Here is a 23,224-nt window from a genome sequence, read left to right as displayed (position 1 = left end):
TGTTACATGGCTATCATTTTTTACTTGCATCTCCTCCCTTTTATTTTCTTAAATTTTAATATCATTTCTCTTTCAATTGACATAATGTAAGATATTCATTATTATTTACCCTCATTAAGCTGCACGGTTTCCTCCCAAAACTTTATTACTAAACACATAATGCATTTTTTATTTTATCATTTTTGATAGAAAAATTAAACGTTTTTAGTGAAAATAAGGAAATAGTACTATCAATTATTTTCTCGTATAATATATATCGTAATTAAATGTTATGTTTTTCACATGTATCTCTTTCATACTACAAGGAGGAACTCGATTCATGAATCAAAAATATCCACATATATTTGAACCCTTGACCATATTGCGTACAACTTTTAAAAACCGCGTCATTATGCCACCAATGGGATCAAACTTTGCAACATTCAGCGGCGAAGTTTCTGAAAAAATGAAAAATTACTATGGTCTTCGTGCCCGTGGTGGTACCGCTTTAATAACCGTAGAAAATGCTTGCATCGACTATCCGCTCGCTACAAATGGTACAAAGCAATTACGAATCGACAACAAACAATTTATCCCGGGACTGTTTGAATTAACAGAACGAATTCATAAATACGGAGCACTCGCCTCTATTCAGCTGAACCACGCCGGAGCTTCGGCTTATCCAGAACGGTTAAACGGCCTGCAATCTGTATCCTCATCTTCGGTCCCTTCTAAAGAAGGAAATCCGGCTCCGCGTCCATTAACTAAACAAGAAATACTTGCTATTGTGCAAAAATACGCGGAAGCGGCTGAACGAGCCATAGCTGCCGGCTTCGATATGGTGGAAATCCACGGCGGCCATTCCTATCTGCTCGACCAATTTCTTTCTCCTTTGTATAATAAACGCACCGATGAATTTGGAGGAAATGCTGAAAATCGTGCCCGTTTTTCCCGTCTCGTCGTAGAAGCCGTCCGCAGCAAAGTAGGTCGCTGGGTCCCCATTTCTTTCCGCGTTTCTGCTGATGAATTCATCGAAGGAGGAAATACTCTCGACGATACCATCGCATGCTTAGCCTCTATTGTCCCCGCCGGGGTAGATATTATCAACGTATCTGCTGCTGTCAATGACTCTATCCAATACCAGATTGATAAATGTGATTTGCCGGATGGCTGGAGAGCTTATCTTTCTGAAGCTATCAAGAAGGAATTCCATACGCCCGTTATTATTTCCGGTAATATCCGCAATCCTAAAATTGCAGAAGAAATTATAGCTTCGGGAAAAGCCGATTTTCTGGCAATCGGCCGCGGCCTTATTGCCGATCCGGATTGGGTCCGTAAAGTACAATTCGGCAAAGAAGAGTGCATTCGCCAATGCATTTGCTGCAATATCGGCTGCGCTGATCACCGCATTGCAAAATCTAAACCTATCCGTTGTACGGTAAATCCTGATGTAATAAACGGCGAAGCCTATAAAAAAAATAAAGTTACTCGGGACATTCATGTCGTCGTTGTCGGCGGCGGAACCTCTGGACTGGAAACAGCTTGCACAGCTGCAGAAGTCGGTTGCCGCGTAACGCTGTTGGAACGAAGCAACGAACTTGGCGGCATGGCTCGTAAAATTGCTCGTTTCCCGGAAAAAAGCCGCATCGAAGATTTTCCGGCATATCTTGAAAAAAGAGCTGCCCGTCTTAAAAATCTTACAATCAAATTAAATACGGAAGCAACACCAGCTATGATCGAAAAATTAACCCCGGATATTTTGTACAATGCGACAGGTTCTAAGTCGATGACCCCACCAATTGAAGGCCTTCTCGAATATACAGATGCAACGGACAGCAAAATTACTTCTATTACAAATTTCATGGAAACCATTTCCTATTTTGAAAAGATCGCCGAAGGTAAAAAAGTTGTCATCATTGGTGCCGGTGCCGTCGGGTTAGATGTTATGGAATTTTTTGCACTTCGCAAAGCCGATGTCCAAGTCATTGAAATGATGCCCTCTGTCGGCAAGGATTGTGATATTGTAACAAAGTCTACGCTGAAAAATCTGTTCAAACAGCACGATAATATCCATATGCATTTAGCTACTGCTCTAAAAAAAGTTTGCCCCGATAAATTTATTGCTGAACATGATAGAAAGATGGAAGAGTATCCTTTTGATCTCGGTTTTATCTGTATGGGTCTTATCCCGGACTTACCGGATGTAACTGCATTTGAAGCCTATGCCCGAAAAAATAATATTCCCTATTATAATATCGGCAACAGTAATAAAACCGGTCAAATTATTCACGGCACCGAAGCCGGACGCAATGTAGTCAATGTGATCGATATGATTGGCGGGTTTGAAGATTAGTTAAATTGATTTTTTTACCGCGGTTGGTTTATTCCAATCACGGCAAAAAATTATATATTTCCACAGCAGATATTTTTGTCAATGCTAGTGAAAAATAGTACAATTAAGGTATTCTATATGTATGGTAATCACCGCATACCGGCGGTTTAATATACAAAATCTTAAAGTTTTTATGTATATATTATTAAGGAGGAATTTATTATGGGTAAAATTGCAATTACAGAACGTGTAACAGGACATACAGAATTGATTGGGTTGATCGCATATCCAATTCGCCACAGTATGTCTCCGACAATGCACAATGAAGCATTCAAAAAATTAGGGTTGGATTATGTATATGTCTGCTTTGAAGTAGATAACTCCACCTTAAAAGATACAGTACAGGGATTGCGTGCTATGAAAGTACGCGGATGGAATGTCTCCATGCCAAACAAAGTCGCCATCACACAATATCTTGACAACTTATCTCCTGTTTCTCAAATTGTCGGTGCCTGCAACACCGTTGTAAATGACAACGGCATCTTAACTGGGACGATCACAGACGGTACAGGTGCGATGCAGTCTCTCTCGGAAGAAGGCGTTGACTATGTTGGCAAAAAAATGACGGTTATCGGTGCCGGTGGTGCAGCAACCGCAATTGAAGTACAGGCAGCGCTTGATGGCGTCCGTGAACTGACTATTTTCAACGTAAAAGATAAATTTTTTGAAAATGCCCAGGAAACGGTTAAAAAACTTCGCGAACGCACAAGCTGTATAGTAAACCTTTATGATTTAGCTGATCATGCTAAATTAAAAGAAGAGTTAGACAGCAGTGATATTTACATAGACGCTACTTCCTGCGGTATGAAACCGTTGGAAAATGTTGTTGCCATCCCTGATAAAAGTTATTTGCATAAAGGGCTTGTCGTTATGGATACTGTATACGCTCCAAGAGAAACAGAATTGATGAGATGGGCCAGCGAAGTAGGCTGCCATACCTTTAACGGTTTAGGAATGATGCTCTGGCAAGGAGCTGCTGCCTTTAAACTTTGGACGGGAAAAGAAATGCCTACAGACTACATTAAAGATATCTTATTCTAATACAGACTATGACCCACTCAACCAAAAAGGAGAAATCATAATGAATCAATCATATCGCCCGTTGTCTTTTAGCCTGTATTTAAACTATTTTGTTCATGGCATCGGTGTTATTATCCTTGCTCAAAATATGGATGCACTGGCTGCTCGCTGGGGCAGTATCGCCGACGTTGCCTGGGTGATTTCCATGCTCGGCATCGGTCGTTTAATCGTTCTTTTTGTTTCTGGTAAATTATCGGATAAGTATGGCCGCAAGCCGTTTATACTTTTAGGGATAGTTACATACATTTCTTTCTTCATTGGTATATTAATGAGTCCCACCTCGACAATTGCCTGTATTTTTGGTATTTTGGCCGGTATCGCTAATTCATTTTTAGATGCCGGTACCTATCCTGCCTTGATTGAAGCATACCCAGATAGTGCTTCTACCGCAACGGTTCTTTTAAAAGCCTTTATCTCTGCCGGTCAATTTCTACTTCCTTTGTTCATCGGTTTCCTTATCAGCACCGGTGCTTGGTACGGCTGGTCCTTTATCATTGCAGCGGCTATTCTTCTTATCAATCTGCCGCTCATCATGAAATATTCTTTCCCATCGATGAATCCGGTTAAGGAAGCGGAAGGTATGTCCACAAAACTTGCAAGCTGGATTCCAAAGTCAAAATGGTATTTGGAAGGTATCTGCTTTGTTATTTACGGATATATTTCTCAAGCTACATTTTATTTGATTAGCCAGTGGCTCACAAAATACGGCGCTTCCGTTGCCCAGATGACAGATATTGCTTCTCGTGCACTTATGAGCTATTATAGTATTGGTTCTTTATGCTGTGTATTTTTCACCGCATTTATTACAAAAAAGGGCATCCGTCCTATTACCCTTCTCGTTGTCTATACTTTTATTTCCACCATATCGATCTCCGGTCTGTACTTCATACCGTCCGGTTCTCTTGCTCCGATACTCTCCTTTATAGTAGGTTTCTCGGCTGCCGGCGGAGTTATGCAGCTTGGTCTTGTAATGATGACTGAAATGTTCCCGAAAGGCAAAGGAACCATGACGGGTATATTCTATACAACAGGCAGTATCGCCTCTTTCACTATTCCCGTTATTACTGGATATATGGCAGACAGTGGTATTAACAGCATTATGGGACTTGATGCAGCCATCGCTTTAGCCGGTTTTGTTGTCGCTTGTATCATCTATATCCGCTATAATCGTGTTATGAAAGAAAAACCAGCAGAAAATCAAATTGCTGCTTAACTTCAAATATTGTGTTTTACAATCATCCCGGAGGTCAGAATGATTAAAATTGGTAATGTTACACTAGATAATGGTATTCCTAAAATCTGCGTCCCTATTGTAGGCCGCACTGTAGACGAATTACAACAGGAATGCAGATATCTGCAAGATAAAATTTATGATGTCGTTGAATTGCGCATTGATTTTCTAAAAACAGTAACCGATTTGAATTCGGTCAACGAAGCTATCACAGCCGTCCGTAACGAACTGCCCAACAGCGCTATCCTTTTTACCTTCCGTACAAAGGATGAAGGCGGTGAAACGGCCGTACCAGAATCATTCTATTTTGAATTGATTCAGTACGCCATTCAGTCCGGCAAAATCAATGCCGTCGATGTAGAATACTTCCGCAATCCCGATAGTATTCAATCGATTATTGCTCTTGCAAAAAAAGCAGGTGTAACTGTCATCATGAGTAATCATGATTTTGATAAGACACCCTCTTTCGACGAAATAACAACACGTCTCATCGGTATGAAAAAGCTAGGTGCTGATGTTGCAAAATTAGCTTGTATGCCTAAGTCTGCGAAAGATGTATTGACGCTGCTCAGTGCTACAGAAGCTGTAAAATCGCAGTACCCTGATGAACCCCTCATTACGATGTCCATGGGTAAATTGGGTACGATCAGCCGCATCAGCGGTGAAATATTCGGTTCTGCTTTAACATTTGGTTCCGCAAAAAAATCGTCTGCTCCCGGTCAATTGGAAGTGACGACGCTCCAAAAAATTTTGCGGACTCTCCACTAATTCCATAATACTTCATCACAAAAATGACAGTAACAAATGCAAATTTCGTTACTGCCATTTTTGTAATATAATCAATAAATTTATTTTAACAAGGCTTTTCCTACTAGTTTTTCCAACATATCAAGTACGCGGGGAATAGAGCTATGATTAGGAAGCTGAAAATCAGCCGAAGCACAATATGCCGTTATACGTTCCTCATATAAATCATAAATTTTTTGCTTGCCAGCCGCTAACAATGGTCTTGTAGAAATTTCCACATCACCGGCAATATCATCAGGAGTACGATCAAGAAATATAATAATACCTGTTTTCTTTAATACTTCAATATTAACAGGCCGTTTAATAACGCCGCCGCCAGTTGCAATAACAATACCGTCTTGTTTCGCCAGTTCTTTTATTGCTCGTGTTTCAGCCTCTCGAAAACAATTTTCACTAATCGCAAACAATTCGGAAATTTTCTTTTGTTCTCTCGCCTCGATATATGCATCCGCATCAATGAATCGACGCCCCAATCGTTCTGCTAAGGCACTGCCAAATGTAGTTTTTCCACTTCCCGGCATACCTATAATCACTACGTTTTTCATAAAATATTCTCCATTTCCTTAGCAATCGAATTAATGACATCATTTCCTATTTGACGTTCCAGCCAAATTTCTTCCGAAACAACGGCTTGCGCAACAAGCATAAACATTCCATTTAATGTAATCGCCCCATGTCGTTTTCCATATTGTAGAAACAGCGTATCCTTGGGATTATAAATAAGATCTACCAACGCTTCATAACGGGCTGCCGTTTTTTCTGAAATAGGACAAACTTGCATATTAGGATACATACCCACAGGTGTACAATTTACCATAAGAGGCGCTCCTTTGCGATTTCCCAGTTCATGATACCCAATAATTTCTATACCTATCCGTTGGGCAAAATCGGAAAATGATGCTTTCAGAAGCAAAGGGTTACGAGAAACAACAGTAATATGCGCGGCACCCGCATCCGCTAAATATTGGATAACAGCACGTGCCGCCCCCCCCGATCCAAGAACAATACAATCATTTCCTTTTGCTTTTATTCCTGCATGATCCAAGGAACGGCCAAATCCAACATAATCTGTATTATACCCAAATAGTCCTTCTTTGGTAACGTGAATTGTATTGACAGCTCCAATGCGATCAGCTGCATGAGAAATTTTTTTTAAAAAAGGCATTACATCAATTTTATAGGGAATCGTGACATTCATTCCTGTATAGCCGCAATCCGTTTGCAAATGAGTCGCTATATCACTTCGTTCCATCTCCAGTAAATCATATTGATTATGACGATCTATTCCTAATTTTTTAAATAATATTTCATGGATCTGCGGCGATACACTGTGTCCTAATTTTGCTCCTATAAGTCCGAATTTCATGAGCAGCTCCTCCTTGGTCTGACGGATAATTTCCCAAAATCTTAAAATATGTACAATTCCGAGCCAAGTCGTCCAACGTTTTGACTACACCAGGATCTGTTAAACTTCCCATAACATCAATATGGAAAAAATATTCAAACGGATGCCCTTCCATCGGTCTGGATTCCAAGTGTGTCATATTCATGCCGTTGTAGAAGAAGTGGCCAAGCACATGGTATAGTGCACCCGGTTCATGTTTTGTCGTCAATACTAATGTTATCTTATCCCGATTATCAGCTTGATTCATTTGTGGAGCAATAATAAAAAAACGCGTGTAATTAAATGAATTCGTATAGATATGAGGCACTACTATCTGCAAACCATATAATGCAGCTGCCATGCTGTTTGCTACGGCAGCTGTTGTGCGGTTGCCTTCCTTTTGAACCCGCTCAGCACTCTGTGACGTACTGAAATACGGACATTGGATCCAATCCGTATGTTTCCGGAAAAAATCCCGGCATTGAGCAAACCCCTGCGGATGAGAATAAACAATTCGAATATCTTCGAGACGAGTTCCCGGAAGCGCCAATAAATGATGATCTATTTTAATGCACTGTTCTCCTACAATAAAACAATTATTCCGACGAATCAAATCATATACTTCCGTAATACTCCCCGTTGAAGAATTTTCAATAGGTATAACTCCATATTGAATTTTCTTAGCAGCAACTGCTCGTATTTCATCTTCAAAATGATCATAATACGTTGTAGTAATAGGTTGGTTTTTAAAATAGGTCATCATAGCCTCGCTGCTGTAGGAGCCGGGTGCTCCATAACAACCTACGGGAATACAGTATTCATAGTCATCCTGGTCCATAGCATCATCTCCTGGAATTCGCCATCATCCACATATCGAGAAGTGTCCAAGCCGTTACTGCTTCAATGACGGGAACTACTCGCTGCACGATACAAGGATCATGACGTCCTTTAATTTCAATAGAACAATTTTTTTGTGTATCTAAATCAATCGTTTCTTGTTTTCGCCCAATAGAAGGAGTGGGTTTAATAACAAGCCGAAAGACAAGAGGCATCCCATTTGTAATACCGCCGAGAATTCCTCCGTTATGATTAGAGACTGTAACTACCTTACCTTTTTCATACTGCATTGCATCGTTTGCTTCTGAACCATGCATTTCCGATAGTAAAAAACCATCTCCAAATTCAATTCCCTTCACTGCAGGTATAGAGAAAAACATATGACTCAACATACTTTCGACGGAATCAAAGAAAGGATCTCCTAATCCCGCAGGCAATCCAACAACCATACCCTCTATAACTCCGCCTACAGAATCAAGTTTTTCTTTCGTCTGAGTAATGAGATTTTCTATAGGAAACGCTTTGTCCTCTTCCAACAACGGTAATTCTTTTTGCCTAAGTGACTTAAGCAATGACGCATCTTCTCCCATAGGACAAAACTGCCGGTCTTTAATATTTCCAATTTGCTGTATATGAACACCTATTGTAATACCGCGGCGTTCCAGCAATTGCGCTGCAATCGCTCCGGCAAAAACAAGCGGAGCCGTCAGCCGTCCCGAAAAATGTCCGCCGCCTCGATAATCATTAAATCCATCATAACGAACATGACCGGTGAAATCAGCATGGCCGGGACGCATGATATGACGGAGATTATCATAATCACCAGAATGCTGATCGACATTACAAATACGGAAACACAACGGTGTTCCTGTTGTATGTCCTTTAAAATAACCGCTTTGGATTTCAAAATCATCGTTTTCTTTTCTCGATGTAGATAAGAGATTTTTTCCGGGCGCCCTGCGGGACATCGTTTTACGCACTAATTCCCAATCAATGGTTTCTCCTGCCGGAATACCATCCAAAACCGCTCCTACAGAACGGCCATGAGACTCTCCAAACAGTGATATAGTCAGATACTTTCCAAATATATTTGCCATGCCCTTTTATCCTTCCTTTTCAATAATTCCGCCGAGTTCAGCATAATCATTCCAAAAACCAGGATATGACTTGCGAACACATTCTGCACCCTCAACAATAATCTTATCACTGCAGCATTGTGCCGCAATTGCCAGCGACATAGCAATCCGATGATCACCCCAAGCACTGACACGCCCCCCCCTCAGATGATCCACACCACATATAAGCAACCCTTCCGGTTCTTCCCGCACATCGGCTCCTAATTTGTTAAGTTCTACCGCCATCGCATGAAGACGATCACATTCTTTCAGCCGTACACGGCCGGCATGAATAATATGTGTAATACCGCAGCTTAATGAAGCAAGCACCGTCAATATAGGAACCAAATCCGGACAATCTGCCGCATCTATCACCATTCCCTGCAGCTTTGATGCGGTTGTTATGATGGAATCTTCCGTATAAAGGCTCCCCCCCATACGACGAATAATAGAAATAATAGCTTTATCTCCCTGACATGTTTCCGACTGCAACCCCTGACAGCATATCTTTTTTCCGATAATTCCTGCCGCCAGCCAAAAAGCAGCTTGAGAATAATCTCCTTCTGTCGTATATTTGCCCGCTTGAAAATGTTGTTGTCCCGGAATAAAGTATATCCCGTTTTCTTTTTTCTCAATTACAATGCCATGTTTTTTGAGACAAGCCAACGTCATATCTACATAACTTGCTGATTCAAGTGTCGTCGTACTGCATAAAAGAGAATCTCCCTGAATAAGCGGCAGTGCTAAAAGAAGTCCTGTGAAAAATTGAGAACTTATATTTCCTGGCAGGGCATACCGCCCCGGTGTTAATCCCCCGGAAACTTGCAGGGGAAGTCCTTTTTCTTGTATTTCATAGTGAACATCACACTTATCAAATACATCATAGTATGGCTGCAACGGTCGTTCTGCCAGACGTCCGCTGCCAATGTAGGTAACGGTATTCCCACTGATAAGTCCTACCGGTATGAGAAAACGCAGTGTCGATCCTGATTCGCCGCAATGCACAATTAACGGTGTTTCTTGTTTGCGCAACCCTCCGTGCACGTAATATTTTATGCGATCCGGTCTTCCATCAGCAATTTCTTGAATAGCAGCACCCATCTGTCGTAAAATTCGACAAGTAGCAGTAATATCTTCAGAAGCTGTGATATTTCCTACAACACTTTTCCCCTGAGCCAGTGCTGCACAAATCAATTCACGGTGCCCTTGACTTTTGGAAGAGGGAACGGTAACGGTACCTGTTAATTTTCTAGGAGTTAATACGAGATTCATGCTAAATCTCCTTTCGAAATATATGTGGAAATATCCGGGCCAAGGACTGGAAAACGTTTTCCTTTGCCAATACGTTCTAAAATAATAAAAGTTATATCATCACCGTGCTTCTTTTTGTCATGGCCAATATATTTCAATAACTCTTTTCCCGATGCCTCCATCATAACCGGTAAATGAAACTTTTGAAGTACTTTTCGGATTCTTTCTGTTGTACCCTTTTCAGTAAGTCCCAATGCCTCCGTTTGTGCGGTCAAAAGCATCATTCCTATAGCTACTGCTTCTCCATGGGTATAGGTTCCATACCCATAATATTTTTCAATGGCATGCCCTATCGTATGCCCAAAGTTCAAAAGCATCCGTTCCCCTGTATCGTGTTCATCATGTTCTACAATGCTTGCTTTAATTTCACAACAAGTCTTGATAATTTTTTGCCAACATAGGCTTATTTCATCATCTCCGGAAGACTGTTCAAATAATGTGAAAAGTTTTTCATTGCAGATACACCCATATTTAATAACTTCGGCTAATCCATCATGTGCTATACGTTCAGGCAGCGTTCGTACTAATTCCGGATCAATAAATACAGCTTTAGGCTGATAAAAGCAACCGGCCAAATTTTTACCCGAAGGAAGATTAATTGCAACTTTCCCTCCTACACTGCTATCCACTTGCGCTAAAACCGTCGTAGGAATTTGAATGAAAGGAATTCCTCGCAAATACGTCGCTGCTGCAAAGCCTCCCAAATCTCCGGGAACACCACCGCCAAAAGTAATGATCGCGTCGCTCCGAGTAATGGAAAAATCAGAAAGAGCTGCATAAATTTGGGCTAGCGTTTCTATATTTTTACTTTGCTCCCCTGCAGAAAATATAATGCGCTTGCTTTCTATTCCGCTATTATTTAAAGCAGTTTGCAATCTGTTTCCATACAAGCGGTCTACCGTATTATCACTGATAACGGCTATTTTATTTGTATGGCTTATCCTTCGAACAGCACTCCCCAATATATCGAGCAATCCATTCTGCACATAAATGCTATAGGAATCTTTTCCTAAATTAACCTGTATGTTTTCCACTAGTAAGTTCCCTTCTGCGAACAGCGGCTTTTTCAAGATACTCCATCATTTTGTCTTTATCACTGTTCACTAAAAGTTCTGTAAAATCTTCTAAAGAGTTTTTAAACCGGTTGATTTCTTCAAGCAGATTCTGCCTATTCGCCATAAATAACTGAGTCCATAAAAGTGCATTGATATCAGCCACGCGAGTCCCATCCCGAAAACTGCCGGCAACAAAATACTTTGTTCTGGCATCCATAGAATTACTGTTAACAAGCGCCGTCGCCACTACATGAGGAAGACTGCTTGTATATGCAATCATACGATCATGTTCTTCTGCTGTCACGCATATAACATGTCCGCATCCTATTTCCTTGGCTATCCTGGCAATAAGCCGGATATTTTCTGTCTTATTTTTTTCCTGCGGTATCAAAATATAATTAGCTCCCTGAAAAACAGAAGCATCGGACTGAGATAATCCCGATCCTTCCTTCCCTGCCATAGGATGGCCGGGAATAAAGTCCATCTCATCACAAAGCAACTGCTGTATGATATGTATTGTATTTCCCTTAATGCCCGCTATGTCTGTCAAAATTACATCGGGCTTAAAATTCTTTTGATATTTACGGATAAATTCTATCATATCACTTGCAGATAGGCAAAAAATCAACAAATCTGCTTTTTTCAAAGCGTTATTTCCACAAATATCGCCCATTTCAATAAGATTTTCTGCAAGCGCTTGTTCTACGGTCTGCAAATTTTTATCAATGCCAATAATATGCTGCACGCCTACATGATTCAATGCTTTGGCATAAGACCCACCCATCAGTCCCAATCCTATAATTCCTATCGTAAAGTCCGTAAAATCGCTTTCCGAATTATCCACGCTGTTTCACCTCAATCAACTTTTTACTATGATTTATAGTTCTCGTTCTACAATAGGTGCTATCTGTCGCAGCGAATTCATCAAATGATCAAACATCTGTGGGGTAATCGATTGAGCTCCGTCACATAAAGCATTATCCGGGTCATTATGAACTTCTACCATGATACCGTCAGCACCGGCAGCAATGGCTGCTTTAGCCATCGGTTCAACCATCCAGCGCTTACCGGTGGCATGGCTGGGATCAACAAGGATGGGCAGATGACTTTCCCTTTTTATAGCTGGGATAGCACTTAAATCAAGTGTATTTCTCGTATACTCTTCAAACGTACGAATACCGCGTTCGCAGAGAATTACATTACGATTTCCACCTGCCATAATATATTCTGCCGACATAAGCCATTCTTCAATAGTAGCACACAATCCGCGTTTTAATAAAACCGGTTTATTCACTTTACCGACAGCTTTCAGTAATTCAAAATTCTGCATATTCCGGGAACCAATTTGTATAGCATCAATATCATCATCTAAAAATGCTCCCAGTTTATCTGCCGACATAATTTCTGTCACAACAGGAATCTTGGCTTTTTTACTGGCATGATGAAGCATCTCCAATCCACTATCTCGTAACCCTTGGAACGAATACGGAGATGTCCGAGGTTTAAATGCCCCCCCTCGCAACATAGCCGCCCCAGAAAGTTTGACAGCTTCGGCAATACCATCTATCTGCTGCTGTGATTCAACAGAACACGGCCCGGCAATCACAGCAATTTTTTTGCCTCCGATTTTGACATCCCCAATATCTACAACGGTATCCTCAGGGTGAAAAGATCGGCTGGCTCTTTTATAAGGTTCCGATACTCTCATGACCTTTTCCACATACTCATTTGCCTTAAGTTGTTCTCCATCAATAACTGATGTATCCCCTACAAGTCCCATAACTGTTTTTTTTGCCCCTCTGCTTTCATCAATTTGCAGTCCTTTCATTTGAATAGATCGTTTAATTTTCTCGATTTCTTTCTGTGGCGTTCCTTGTTTTAACACAATAATCATAATAAATTTTCCTCCCCATTCTCCAACAAAAAAAGCAGGCTCTCATGAGCCTGCTCCTGTCAGTGCGTATTCGTATACTAATACGTTGCTATTGAAGGTATACGTTGAAGTGCTCCCATGTTGATCGACTGCATATATGATTTGGCATAGCAAAAATAACCGGCGTAATAAAAGTATACCCGGCTAAAGTCGTACCAAAAACCATATGCAATTGCAGTTTGTAACATAGATTGTAACTTCATTTTGGATATTCTCCCTCTGCAACTTTTCAAAAATTTATTGTGCTTATTCTATCCTTCTCAACTTAATTTGTCAAGGAAAAAAATACATTATTTTAGCATTTTCACTTATTAAACGTTTTACCTATCTATTTTTTTACCAAGCCGGCGGAATTGCCGTTGTCACAACCCGGAATATATATCCTTGACTCTTAAGCAGTTTTATAATCTGTGGTAAAGCCTGCACCGTTGCCTCATGCCCTACGGCATCATGCATAAGAATAACCAAGTGACTGTTCAAATACGGACGTATGACAAGTTGTTTTTGAATATTGGTCACTTCCTGGCCTGCCGTACGTCCCGTTCCATCCGCATCACCTGTAAGCGCATTCCAGCCAACCTCTATATAACCCAGGTCATTGACGGCCCTCCAATACGCTTTGGTAAAATGACCGGATGTGCCGCCCGGCGCTCGTGAAATGATAGGACGGACACCAATAATATTGTAAATCAGCTCTTCTGTTTTTTCTAATTCATCAGTATAGGCCCTGGGAGAACGATATAATTTTTTATAATCATGACTGTATGAATGAAGTCCTATAGCATCTCCATCTTCGTAAATCCGTTTTACTATATCCGGATTCTTTTCAATATTTTTACCCATAAGAAAAAATGTCGCATGAATTTTTTCTTTTTCCAAAATATTAAGAATTTTATCCGTATTATCTTTGTTAGGGCCATCATCAAACGTTAAATATACAACATGATCACCATAAAAATATTCTCTTGTTTTGCCATAAGTAAGAGGTAATCCTTTTTCTCTTCGCTGCTTAAGTGTATATTTATCATATACAGGGACATTACTATCTGCATCCGGCAAGGAAAAATTTTGGCCAATATATGCCGCTTTAGTTTCTGATAACATGGAAAAGAGATGGTTGAATTCACCTGTAGAATCAGCAAAATCAAATTCTTCATCAGTATGCATATATGCACCAGCGGCAATTATCAACAAACTTACGCCCACACCAACCAAAATCTTAAACTTCATAAATACTGTCCTTCTTTGCCTGCAAGTCATTCACTATAATTAATATATTGTCGTATAGCACAAGTATCTTTATATCCATCTGCCAAAACAATAGCAGTCAAGCCAATATCGGTCAATTCATCAAGCAAGGCTTCCGTCATACGATGCTGCACCGCATTATATCCAGTGCAAAATAAAATCCGCCGGCAATCTGCCCCACGAAACATTCCCTGCGGATGCTTGACAATCTTAGCTAAAAGAGCCGGAGTTACAATGGCCCCTTCAGGCCGTCCCATAATAGTAGAAGCTATCTCTACCCCCTCTACTCGTTCAGCCTTTAACGCATGTCCTAACATCTGCAAATTCAATACGCCTATTAGAACATCACAATTTTGCGGAATTGCAGTTTGACCTGCCTTAGGAGCTTTTACCCATTTATTTCGAGTTTCATCTGCCTCGAGAAGAATATACCATTCGGGGTGATGCTTCTTCAATACAGATACAATAGATAAAGGAAGCCCTATATAACGATCTGCACCATCAATACCAAAAAACCAAGCTGGAATACGTCCTTCTCCAATCCGGGAAGAACAAAATCTTTCTCCTTTTTCAATATCATCCGTACAAATAACATCAAAAGGTTCTACATTATCCACCTGTGCACTTTCTACCGGCACCGTACTGCTTATCAATATCGGCAAGTTTCCCTTATGCCCATACATACCCAATCTTTCTAATACTGTCGTTTTCCCGCCGGCCCCAACAATCGCCGTAATTCCAGGAACTAGCAAACGACGCCAGCGTTTATCTTCTATCATGTTTCTGCCTCCGTTTATTTAGGATTTTATTAGATTTTTTCCGAGTATTCCTTATTGATTTCATTTCGCAGCCGGCTGAAACCTTTCCATGCCGAATTGATAAGGTCACGAACCATCTTCACTGTAATTTTGCGACGTTCCTGCTCAGAACATGTCCCATAATTTTCAAATTCAAGTTCTTCACTGGCAACTCGTGCAACATTCTCCCGAATAGTCATTCCTTTTTCCGTTAGTAATTCACTTGCATTTTCAGCAACAGCCGCAATAGCAGGACGACCGCCGACAACGATCCGCCATGAATTTTCTCTTAAAACTACAGCTCCCGTCAAATACGGTTCATCCGTCGGTAAAATACGCATAGCAGCATAGGTAGTATATAATCGTTCTTTGGCAATGGATACACATGTAATCAATTCACCCATGGGCGGACAATATAAATAATCATTCAAACTCATGCGTCCTTTATCATGGAGCTCAACATCTACAGTTAAGCAAAGCAGGATAGGTATTAATACAGAAAAAGGCATTTTACATGCAAGAACACCGCCAATAGTAGCATGTTGGCGTAATTCATCATCGGTCAACGTATGAATATATCTTGAAACAACGCCTCCTCCAAAACTTCGAAAAAAGGGATACGCACCAATTGCATCCAGCGTTGTCATTGCACCAATCAAAATTTCATCCCCGCTATCATGTATATAGTTCAACCCAAGATTAGACAAATCAATCGCCAAATCATAATGATCGGTATGATGGCTCAAGCCTTTACCCCCTGCGACAAGCACCGAAGAAGCAACGCTTTTGTATGCACTGTAAACTTCTTCTAATGTTCGAGGAGCTACTGTATAATCACTGGAAAACAAAATAGTTCATTTCCTTTCTCTATTCCACTTTAAAAATATTCAAAAAATCAATGAATTGCCACATTAGGTCGATGAATATCCAATAAAAAGGATTCCTCATTGCAATTCAAAATTCGTTCAATTAATTCGTCCGGACCTATTTCATCATATAATTCTATTTCTTCCTTATATATTAAGTACGGCATTAAAATCTGAATCGTTGTTCCATCATGAGTCTGCATCTCACCTAATGCTCCTTCAAACTGAACAATAAGAACCCCTGACAATTTTGTTGTTTTTGCAAAAGGATCACAATTTTCCGTATTTGGCAAAACAAATCCATATGACATCCATAGCTTGTGAACATGAGGAAATCGTCCCAATTCCATAAGAAGACGAATAGGCCAGGCTGCTTCATCCGTAACTGATATACAGCGATCTCCCTTAGTATCAAACGGCCAATTCCCTGGCAGCAGCATACACAATTCACCATAAGCCTCTTTATCTTCCGGTGAATTTTGACCTGTTGGATAGTGCATAGGAGCTGCACTCATCCCTATTGTATGTAAAAGATAAAATGGTTCTTCCACGGTAGGATGCAATAATTCTACATGCACCGGTAATGGATTATCCAATGTATCGGAAAAAATAGTCCACCGTCTATGGGGAAACAATGTGTGAAAATATTGTCGTACTTCCGCAGCGTACTCACAATGTGTAAGCTCTATGGTATCATCGGCATCCGTCATGGAAAAAAAACGACGTGCCGACGCTGCTGCATGGGTACTATGATTGACCGCAAAAATTCTTTCTTCCGACCAAATCGTTTTTTCTTCCCTGCCCATATTATCCCCTCCTAGCATCTGCTTTGTCTTATTATACCATATCAAAAAGGTTTAAACTATCATAATCAAAGATTCAATTTCAGTCCAATAACCCCTGCAATAATCAAAAAAATACATACCATGCGCCCTATCGCCCGCGGCTCACCTAGCCACAGCATGCCAATAATAGCAGTACCTGCCGCTCCAATTCCGGTCCATACTGCATACGCTGTACCGATTGGCAAAGACCGAAGAGATAAATCCAAAAAAAACACGCTGCCCAGCATAGCCGCTCCGGTAAATAGGGAAGGCCAAAATCGGGTAAATTCTTCGGTAAACTTTAAAGTTACGGCCCATGTAATTTCCAAAAATCCTGCGATAACCAAAAATATCCATTCCATAAACGTTCTTCCTATTCATATAGTCTAAGTAAAACAATATATAATTCTTTTCCATTTTTATTATAATAACTTTGAAGACCTGTGGCAACTATATGTCGATCATTGCCTTTTCTCGGCCAGTTAATTGTGCTATAGTAAAAGCAAGTTCAACAAATTTGCAATCACTCCTTTCCCTATCAAAAGAGGTTTAAAATGGCTAAAACAAAAAAAACAAACGTAATGCGTATTTTAGATAAAAAACAAATAGTCTATGCAACAAAAGCTTATGATTATGACGAAACTGATTTATCAGGGGTACATGCGGCAGCAGAACTTGGGTTGAACCCCGAAGCAGTATTCAAAACGTTAGTTGCACAAGGGAATAAAACCGGACCGGTCGTCTTCTGTATTCCCTGCGATAAAGAACTGGATTTAAAAAAAGCAGCTCAATGCAGCGGCAATAAAAATGTTCATCTCCTTCACGTGAAAGAATTATTAGCTTTGACCGGCTATATCCGCGGCGGCTGCTCTCCCATCGGCATGAAAAAACAATTTCCCACCTACATTGATGAATCAGCTAAACAACATGACACGATCAGTATCAGTGCCGGAATGAGAGGACAACAAGTGTTAGTAGCTCCTGATGACGCTGCGGCTGTCACCGGCGCCAAATTTTGCGCCCTCATTATGGAGGGAATTACACTTACGGAAGGAAGAGTACGATGACAAACGAAGAAATGAAACCATGGCTGGATACACTCATGACCTGTGAAGCATGTCCTTTACGCCATGAAGGAAATCGCGGTCCTACACGATATTCCGGAGATCCAGCCTCCCCCTTGATGTTCGTCGGCGAAGGTCCCGGCGGCGTGGAAGATGAATTTGGGGTCCCGCTTGTAGGCCCCTCAGGCAAATTATTGGACAAAGCCTTATGGAGTGTCGGACTCACCAGAGATCATGTCTATGTTACAAATATTGTAAAATGCCGTCCTAAAGGCAACCGAACCCCAACATTAGAAGAAGGTAAGTTTTGCGCCAATATCCATCTAGCAAAAGAAATCGAACTAATTCAGCCAAAAGTCATTGTCTGTTTGGGAAAAGTTGCTTTTCAATATTTCTATGGACACACAGCCAGTATTATGCGTAACCGCGGCAAATGGTTCGACTATAATGAAATTCCGGTTATACCCACTTACCACCCAGCATTTCTCCTGCGTCAGACGGGACACGAACTGGTAGAATCAAAATGGCAAGTTTATTACGACTTTAAAGCAGCTGTTGAAAAAGCTGCCGCTGCTGCTCCAGACTATATATTTAAAAGTGACACGCCGCCAAATCTTCTGGATGAGTACAAGGAACTGAAAAATCAACGACATTTCTAAATTTATATATTTACAATTACCTTACATTTTGGTATACTACTAAAGTACCTTTGCGGATGTAATTCAGTGGTAGAATACAAGCTTCCCAAGCTTGATACGAGGGTTCGATCCCCTTCATCCGCTCCATAGATAAATACTGGCCTCACGGGCATTTACCGTGAGGCCGTTTTTTTGTTGAATAACCTTAAAAAAACCTTATCGGAAGTAAAACAATATATTGTAAACCATTCAATCTTTTAGTTAAATGACAAATAATTATCCACATAAAGTTAACAATTCAAAGAATTATTGGTAATAATCGTCTTATTTACTATGGCTTTACATATACGTGTTGTTATGAGCATTCTTCCCATGATAGGATCTTCTATATTTTGCAATACACTGTTCAAATGATTCCAGTAATTATCACCACTACTATTTTTAAGTATTGGCATAACATTTTCCTGTACATTGTTCTTAGCTACGACAATTCCTTTTTTTACAGCCTTAGTTCCACCAACAACGACTTTTAATATTAGTCCACATAAACAAATCAATAAAATTATTCCTAATATTCCCATGCCAAGCCTAAAAATTCTATCTGTTGATATTTGTTGCATAATGCTACTAGTCGCAGCATTCACAAAACAATCACCATAAAAGATCAAGAAACTTGACACAATTAATAATATTACAGTTTTATGCATACGTAACACTGAATCATCTTCTTCTCTTTTACAGCTATATATCGGCATACAATTTCATTCTAATGGATCCAATCCATACTGATTATCACCTGATGTACCTTTAAAAAAGATAAGGTAACTTAAAAGAAATAAATTTATAATAGGAATAACTAGAAATCCCGCAATTTTCCCTGATTGATTTAGGTCATGTAGTCGTTGAACTGAGATAAGAATTTGATAAATATTAGCAATAACAACAACAATAACAAGTATATAGAGTCCAAATTTATTATGCGTCGGCATCGACATTGCGGACAATATATATACCAAAATAATACTCATAACTTCTGACGTAATTAATCGTATATTATAAGCAGCTCTATTTAATCGCCTTTTAAAATCAAAAGCATAAAATCCCTGATTTTGTGAAATAACCACATGTTTCATGGATTGAGGCTGTGAACTTTGTGATGTGGTAGAACTGGGTGTAACATATCCATCTTTTTTGATTTCGTCAGCAATACAATCAAATATATTAACATCCGAAACGGACATTCCACAATGAGGACAGGTGGCATCATCTTTATTAAGTTTTGTACCACAATATGGACAAATATGTTCTACTCCATTATTTTTTGTTTTTGATAATTCAACTCCACAAGACGGGCAGAATATCTCATCGCCCACTAATTGTGTTCCACATTTTGGACAAACATCCTTTTTAAGTTCATCAATGACTTCTATAGTGGAATTTCCGCAATACGGACAAAAATCAACATCATCACCAAATTGTTTATTGCATCTTTGACAAAATTTTGGCATATGAAAAACCTCCACAAAATTACTGCTTTTTAATATCACTGGTATTCATACCAATCACAAAAATTGAAAGCCCTTTTTGCTGTTCCGAAAAACCTAAAAAATTTCCTGTTGCAACGATATGGTCACCTACATGTATATTATTAATAATCTCTTTCCTATCAGATGGTACTCCAAGATTTACTACATACCGAGTACCATTATAAGACCATTGGTACAACGTAATACATTTAGTTTTGTCTGTATCACTAAAATCACCTATTTTGTCTGCATTAGTAAAATCACTTATTCTAACCACGGTTCCACTAATAGCAAGTTTTTCCCCTTTATATTTTTTGTCTGCAGCTAGGGAACCTATCCTACGATAATCACCCATCAATTGTTCCGCAGTTATATTAACAGGCTGAGAAAAAATATTATTCTTGTAGCAGTAAAAATACCCCGCAAAAAACAGTACTACAATAAGTATAACTGTGTAAAAAGCCATTTTGTTGCTAGTGTCCGGTAAATTATTATTGCTATCATTATTCTTATGACGATTTTCAGCTTTAGTCTCTACTGATAATAATAATCTGGCTCCACAATGAGGACATATATTTTCATCCTCGTTGATCAACTTAAAACAATATGGGCAAAAACAGTTTGACTGTTCTGTTTGAACAGATTGTTTGGTAAGTGAATCATCAATCAATTTTGATTTTTCTTTAACTTTTCCAGAAATTGTATGTCTGTTTTCCTGTTGTTCTACACCCACTGATTGTTCTTGTGTTTTCATCTGTATAGGGTGCTCTTCTAGCAGTGTACCCAACATAATACTTAATGGATCTTCATTATCTTCATTTCCCATATCAGAATTTTGTGCCACATTTTTATCTAGAACTATGTTGTCTGACTTTTCTATTATTGGTGGCCTTTCGTTTTTGATTTTTAAATTATCAGCCGAAGAAACATTTGTTTTCCCTTCATCAAAACTTTTGACAGGAGTACCACATTTAACACAAAATTTAGCATCTTCACGCAAAGGTGCCCCACATTTTGTACAAAACTGTTTTTTCATTATTTCTTCATCTCCTGACTCTTGATTAACAGTCTGGGTATTGATACTACCTACATTTATTACCTGATAATGATACTATACGTGCATAATATCACTTTTATTGCAACTGCGTCAACGATAGTAATATATGCTTCATTGTTTATCATATAAATACTTTGTTTTTATGAAACAAGCACTCTGCAATATATGCAAAGCGCCTGTTATCTTACATCTGTATTTCTATCTCAATGCCCGATTTGAGCTCCACTTTGAAGATATCATCAAAACCGTTATCTTCTCAATTAACCGCCGAACCAGCTGATCTTCGTATTCAATAATTTTCATTGGCTACTCATCCAAGAAGGCAATCACATCCTGAACCCGTCTCCGGATGCCGTTCCGTTCTGCATCATCACGCTAGATAGCCTATTTCTGTTCACGCATCTTATAAATCTCATGCTCATACCATTAACAGTTGTTAACATCATCCGGCATAATCATTATTTCGCCATTTCCCTTTGTATTCCACACTACCATCCTTCAGATATGAAGTACCTTTCCCATCATACTGACCGGATGAAAATTCACCTTCATATTTTTTGCCACCATCCGGATAATACAGGATTCCCTTTCCGTTATATTCGTTATCTTTATATTCACCTTCATATAACAGGCTACCATTGACATATATTTTGCAATTTCCCTGCAGTTCTCCCTTGTGGAAATTCCCAATGTTTATACAATACGCTGTCTTTTTCAGGAAACTAACCGAAATAAATTGATACGAAATACCATTACCTTCCGCTGTTCCATCCTGCACTGTTCCTTCATAACTCAGATAATAATGCCCGGTTGCCTGATTTCGCTTGTATATTTGACCATACCCATTTAATCGCCCCTTTTTATATTCTCCCGCATCTTCGATTACTACGGCATCTTCCTGGGTATTTGGCTTCTTATATCCTGTCTTTTTAAACACAATACCAATTCCATCCGGTTTGTTTTCTTTTAATTCCCCACAGTAATAATAATCACTTGTCCCATTCGTCCGCATCCATTGTCCGTCTTCTTTCCGGACAGCGATTTCCTGCGGATTATCTGTTACCGCCTGTTTTATCTTTTCCCGTATTCCATTAAAATAAGGACCGGCATACTGGTTCACCTGATAAAATGCATATTCTGCAGATTCCGGAGGATAGTTGACAAACTCTGCATAGGGATTGGTATCTTCTACCTTCTGATTCAAAAAATCCGAGGTAGACATCCCCACCATTTTACTGACAGAGGAAACATGACCACAACCCATTATACATATACTGATTACAAACAGTAGAGCAGCCACACTCAGATTGCTCCCTTTTTTCTTCCTATAGTGGTTGAAATACGACAAGATATTCCGTCCGTATTTCCACAAGTTTCTACTGATTCTGTTGATTCCCATTACTACTAAATACCTCCCTAATATGATTATCTATGGTATAAAAACGCTGGCAGTGTTACCTCTTTGCCCAAGCCCGGATGCCGAACAGTATAATTAAGATGCCGATAATATACATATAATCATCCTCGATAAAGTCAATCACCCAGCCTACTGCACTCGCCAAACAGCTCAACAGAATATATCCGACAACAGTCGTCCCGACGACACAACTTAACCAAAGGCTGAACATTCTCATCAGACTGGGATTAATTATAAAGCTGTTTGCCAACAATACTCCAAATACGATCGTCCCCACAACACCAATACCAATCAACATACCTAATCCTAAAAAATCCATTCATCTATCCCTCCTATTTACTACAATCTTCCGTATTACTTTGCCCCTATATTCCCGCCTTCCTCCCACCAGATCTGTTTTTCTTTTTCTTCGAAGGTAACCAGCAGAGAAATATCTATATTAAGGGCATTGGCAATATCAATCAGAATCGACATTGGCACATTATGGTTATATTTCCCTCGTTCAATCCGTCCGATAGAACTGACACTGACATGCGCCAGTATTGCCAATTCTTTTTGAGTTAGATGCCGGATGTTCCGGTAATAGGCAACTTTAGCTCCTATCTGTTTAAATACAGTATCCTTATCTGCATACAACACTATCACCTCTTGTTCGGATACCCA

At 39.7% G+C, this 23,224-nt stretch carries 25 protein-coding genes and 1 tRNA gene; 7 read left to right on the top strand and 19 right to left on the bottom strand.

The features are described 5' to 3' along the window. Nucleotides 1–319 precede the first annotated feature (319 nt). The 4 genes from NXG62_RS12555 to aroD all read left to right on the top strand — a co-directional run bounded on the left by NXG62_RS12555 (nt 320) and on the right by aroD (nt 5,450). Nucleotides 320–2,332 (top strand): FAD-dependent oxidoreductase, encoded by a 2,013-nt coding sequence (locus NXG62_RS12555; RefSeq protein WP_427112768.1) that lies wholly within the window; start codon nt 320–322, stop codon nt 2,330–2,332. 201 nt (nt 2,333–2,533) lie between these two features. Further along, nucleotides 2,534–3,412: a shikimate dehydrogenase gene (locus NXG62_RS12550; RefSeq protein ID WP_427112767.1), complete on the top strand. Its 879-nt coding sequence runs from the start codon at nt 2,534–2,536 to the stop codon at nt 3,410–3,412. 40 nt (nt 3,413–3,452) lie between these two features. Further along, a complete protein-coding gene (locus NXG62_RS12545) occupies nt 3,453–4,664 on the top strand; it encodes an MFS transporter (RefSeq protein WP_322351547.1) in 1,212 nt (403 codons plus the stop codon). Between the two features lie 39 nt (nt 4,665–4,703). Next, nucleotides 4,704–5,450 carry a type I 3-dehydroquinate dehydratase gene (aroD, locus tag NXG62_RS12540; protein WP_427112765.1) on the top strand — a complete coding sequence of 249 codons (747 nt, stop codon included), beginning with the start codon at nt 4,704–4,706 and terminating at the stop codon, nt 5,448–5,450. Between the two features lie 80 nt (nt 5,451–5,530). Here the strand turns inward: aroD and NXG62_RS12535 are convergent, their stop codons facing one another. The 13 genes from NXG62_RS12535 to NXG62_RS12475 form a co-directional block, all read right to left on the bottom strand. Continuing rightward, nucleotides 5,531–6,034, bottom strand: coding sequence for a shikimate kinase (locus NXG62_RS12535; protein ID WP_427112764.1), 504 nt, complete (start codon nt 6,032–6,034; stop codon nt 5,531–5,533). Further along, complete coding sequence (locus NXG62_RS12530) at nt 6,031–6,855, bottom strand: shikimate dehydrogenase family protein (protein ID WP_427112763.1); 825 nt, start codon at nt 6,853–6,855, stop codon at nt 6,031–6,033. Before NXG62_RS12530 ends, NXG62_RS12535 begins: the two co-directional genes overlap by 4 nt. Continuing rightward, on the bottom strand, nt 6,797–7,711 hold the full coding sequence (gene pheA / locus NXG62_RS12525) for a prephenate dehydratase (RefSeq protein ID WP_427112761.1): 915 nt from the start codon (nt 7,709–7,711) through the stop codon (nt 6,797–6,799). The genes NXG62_RS12530 and pheA overlap by 59 nt, the downstream gene beginning before the upstream one ends. A 4-nt stretch (nt 7,712–7,715) precedes the next feature. After that, nucleotides 7,716–8,807, bottom strand: a complete 1,092-nt coding sequence (aroC, locus tag NXG62_RS12520; protein WP_427112760.1) for a chorismate synthase — start codon at nt 8,805–8,807, stop codon at nt 7,716–7,718. A 6-nt stretch (nt 8,808–8,813) separates the two neighbouring features. Further along, complete coding sequence (gene aroA / locus NXG62_RS12515; RefSeq protein WP_427112759.1) at nt 8,814–10,097, bottom strand: 3-phosphoshikimate 1-carboxyvinyltransferase; 1,284 nt, start codon at nt 10,095–10,097, stop codon at nt 8,814–8,816. Further along, the gene (gene aroB / locus NXG62_RS12510) at nt 10,094–11,170 is read right to left on the bottom strand and encodes a 3-dehydroquinate synthase (protein ID WP_427112758.1); all 1,077 of its coding nucleotides are present in this window, start codon (nt 11,168–11,170) and stop codon (nt 10,094–10,096) included. The genes aroA and aroB overlap by 4 nt, the downstream gene beginning before the upstream one ends. After that, nucleotides 11,151–12,035, bottom strand: coding sequence for a prephenate dehydrogenase (locus tag NXG62_RS12505; RefSeq protein ID WP_427112757.1), 885 nt, complete (start codon nt 12,033–12,035; stop codon nt 11,151–11,153). Before NXG62_RS12505 ends, aroB begins: the two co-directional genes overlap by 20 nt. A gap of 33 nt (nt 12,036–12,068) precedes the next feature. Beyond that, complete coding sequence (gene aroF / locus NXG62_RS12500; protein ID WP_427112756.1) at nt 12,069–13,085, bottom strand: 3-deoxy-7-phosphoheptulonate synthase; 1,017 nt, start codon at nt 13,083–13,085, stop codon at nt 12,069–12,071. Between the two features lie 375 nt (nt 13,086–13,460). Further along, complete coding sequence (locus tag NXG62_RS12495; protein WP_322351546.1) at nt 13,461–14,354, bottom strand: polysaccharide deacetylase family protein; 894 nt, start codon at nt 14,352–14,354, stop codon at nt 13,461–13,463. Between the two features lie 26 nt (nt 14,355–14,380). Then, on the bottom strand, nt 14,381–15,151 hold the full coding sequence (gene yqeC, locus NXG62_RS12490) for a selenium cofactor biosynthesis protein YqeC (protein ID WP_427112755.1): 771 nt from the start codon (nt 15,149–15,151) through the stop codon (nt 14,381–14,383). Between the two features lie 29 nt (nt 15,152–15,180). Next, the gene (locus NXG62_RS12485; RefSeq protein WP_427112754.1) at nt 15,181–16,017 is read right to left on the bottom strand and encodes an FAD binding domain-containing protein; all 837 of its coding nucleotides are present in this window, start codon (nt 16,015–16,017) and stop codon (nt 15,181–15,183) included. Between the two features lie 47 nt (nt 16,018–16,064). Continuing rightward, nucleotides 16,065–16,841: a suppressor of fused domain protein gene (locus NXG62_RS12480; protein ID WP_427112753.1), complete on the bottom strand. Its 777-nt coding sequence runs from the start codon at nt 16,839–16,841 to the stop codon at nt 16,065–16,067. A 65-nt stretch (nt 16,842–16,906) separates the two neighbouring features. Beyond that, complete coding sequence (locus NXG62_RS12475) at nt 16,907–17,221, bottom strand: DMT family transporter (protein ID WP_427112752.1); 315 nt, start codon at nt 17,219–17,221, stop codon at nt 16,907–16,909. Between the two features lie 192 nt (nt 17,222–17,413). Here NXG62_RS12475 and ybaK point away from each other — a divergent pair, with 192 nt between their 5' ends. The 3 genes from ybaK (at nt 17,414) to NXG62_RS12460 (ending at nt 18,708) form a co-directional block, all read left to right on the top strand. After that, nucleotides 17,414–17,926, top strand: a complete 513-nt coding sequence (ybaK, locus tag NXG62_RS12470) for a Cys-tRNA(Pro) deacylase (protein WP_427112751.1) — start codon at nt 17,414–17,416, stop codon at nt 17,924–17,926. Further along, a complete protein-coding gene (locus NXG62_RS12465) occupies nt 17,923–18,582 on the top strand; it encodes a uracil-DNA glycosylase (RefSeq protein WP_427112750.1) in 660 nt (219 codons plus the stop codon). The genes ybaK and NXG62_RS12465 overlap by 4 nt, the downstream gene beginning before the upstream one ends. A 52-nt stretch (nt 18,583–18,634) precedes the next feature. Further along, nucleotides 18,635–18,708: transfer RNA gene (locus NXG62_RS12460), tRNA-Gly, on the top strand. Between the two features lie 143 nt (nt 18,709–18,851). Here NXG62_RS12460 and NXG62_RS12455 read toward each other — a convergent pair. From NXG62_RS12455 to NXG62_RS12430, 6 genes are all read right to left on the bottom strand, one after another. Next, entirely contained in the window at nt 18,852–19,316 is a 465-nt protein-coding gene (locus tag NXG62_RS12455; RefSeq protein WP_427112749.1) for a hypothetical protein, read from the bottom strand. Nucleotides 19,317–19,322: 6 nt separating this feature from the next. Continuing rightward, nucleotides 19,323–20,069 carry a DUF805 domain-containing protein gene (locus tag NXG62_RS12450; RefSeq protein WP_427112748.1) on the bottom strand — a complete coding sequence of 249 codons (747 nt, stop codon included), beginning with the start codon at nt 20,067–20,069 and terminating at the stop codon, nt 19,323–19,325. Nucleotides 20,070–20,088: 19 nt separating this feature from the next. Further along, on the bottom strand, nt 20,089–21,123 hold the full coding sequence (locus tag NXG62_RS12445) for a zinc-ribbon domain-containing protein (protein WP_427112747.1): 1,035 nt from the start codon (nt 21,121–21,123) through the stop codon (nt 20,089–20,091). A gap of 463 nt (nt 21,124–21,586) precedes the next feature. Continuing rightward, entirely contained in the window at nt 21,587–22,543 is a 957-nt protein-coding gene (locus NXG62_RS12440; protein ID WP_427112746.1) for a hypothetical protein, read from the bottom strand. A gap of 55 nt (nt 22,544–22,598) precedes the next feature. Beyond that, a complete protein-coding gene (locus tag NXG62_RS12435; RefSeq protein ID WP_427112745.1) occupies nt 22,599–22,880 on the bottom strand; it encodes a hypothetical protein in 282 nt (93 codons plus the stop codon). 35 nt (nt 22,881–22,915) lie between these two features. Then, a complete protein-coding gene (locus NXG62_RS12430; protein WP_427112744.1) occupies nt 22,916–23,200 on the bottom strand; it encodes a helix-turn-helix domain-containing protein in 285 nt (94 codons plus the stop codon). Between the last annotated feature and the right edge of the window lie 24 nt (nt 23,201–23,224).

The organism is Megasphaera sueciensis (assembly GCF_050219315.1).
Taxonomy (GTDB): Bacteria; Bacillota; Negativicutes; order Veillonellales; family Megasphaeraceae; genus Megasphaera_A; species Megasphaera_A sueciensis.
The sequence above is the reverse complement of the archived record's forward strand: the minus strand, read 5'-3'. Positions and strand labels throughout refer to the sequence as shown.

Coding starts and splice junctions, on each gene's coding strand:
- NXG62_RS12555 (WP_427112768.1), top strand. CDS start 320: ATGAATCAAAAATATCCACATATATTTGAACCCTTGACCATATTGCGT.
- NXG62_RS12550 (WP_427112767.1), top strand. CDS start 2,534: ATGGGTAAAATTGCAATTACAGAACGTGTAACAGGACATACAGAATTG.
- NXG62_RS12545 (WP_322351547.1), top strand. CDS start 3,453: ATGAATCAATCATATCGCCCGTTGTCTTTTAGCCTGTATTTAAACTAT.
- aroD (WP_427112765.1), top strand. CDS start 4,704: ATGATTAAAATTGGTAATGTTACACTAGATAATGGTATTCCTAAAATC.
- NXG62_RS12535 (WP_427112764.1), bottom strand. CDS start 6,034: ATGAAAAACGTAGTGATTATAGGTATGCCGGGAAGTGGAAAAACTACA.
- NXG62_RS12530 (WP_427112763.1), bottom strand. CDS start 6,855: ATGAAATTCGGACTTATAGGAGCAAAATTAGGACACAGTGTATCGCCG.
- pheA (WP_427112761.1), bottom strand. CDS start 7,711: ATGGACCAGGATGACTATGAATACTGTATTCCCGTAGGTTGTTATGGA.
- aroC (WP_427112760.1), bottom strand. CDS start 8,807: ATGGCAAATATATTTGGAAAGTATCTGACTATATCACTGTTTGGAGAG.
- aroA (WP_427112759.1), bottom strand. CDS start 10,097: ATGAATCTCGTATTAACTCCTAGAAAATTAACAGGTACCGTTACCGTT.
- aroF (WP_427112756.1), bottom strand. CDS start 13,085: ATGATTATTGTGTTAAAACAAGGAACGCCACAGAAAGAAATCGAGAAA.
- NXG62_RS12495 (WP_322351546.1), bottom strand. CDS start 14,354: ATGAAGTTTAAGATTTTGGTTGGTGTGGGCGTAAGTTTGTTGATAATT.
- yqeC (WP_427112755.1), bottom strand. CDS start 15,151: ATGATAGAAGATAAACGCTGGCGTCGTTTGCTAGTTCCTGGAATTACG.
- NXG62_RS12480 (WP_427112753.1), bottom strand. CDS start 16,841: ATGGGCAGGGAAGAAAAAACGATTTGGTCGGAAGAAAGAATTTTTGCG.
- NXG62_RS12475 (WP_427112752.1), bottom strand. CDS start 17,221: ATGGAATGGATATTTTTGGTTATCGCAGGATTTTTGGAAATTACATGG.
- ybaK (WP_427112751.1), top strand. CDS start 17,414: ATGGCTAAAACAAAAAAAACAAACGTAATGCGTATTTTAGATAAAAAA.
- NXG62_RS12465 (WP_427112750.1), top strand. CDS start 17,923: ATGACAAACGAAGAAATGAAACCATGGCTGGATACACTCATGACCTGT.
- NXG62_RS12455 (WP_427112749.1), bottom strand. CDS start 19,316: ATGCCGATATATAGCTGTAAAAGAGAAGAAGATGATTCAGTGTTACGT.
- NXG62_RS12450 (WP_427112748.1), bottom strand. CDS start 20,069: ATGCCAAAATTTTGTCAAAGATGCAATAAACAATTTGGTGATGATGTT.
- NXG62_RS12445 (WP_427112747.1), bottom strand. CDS start 21,123: ATGAAAAAACAGTTTTGTACAAAATGTGGGGCACCTTTGCGTGAAGAT.
- NXG62_RS12440 (WP_427112746.1), bottom strand. CDS start 22,543: ATGGGAATCAACAGAATCAGTAGAAACTTGTGGAAATACGGACGGAAT.
- NXG62_RS12435 (WP_427112745.1), bottom strand. CDS start 22,880: ATGGATTTTTTAGGATTAGGTATGTTGATTGGTATTGGTGTTGTGGGG.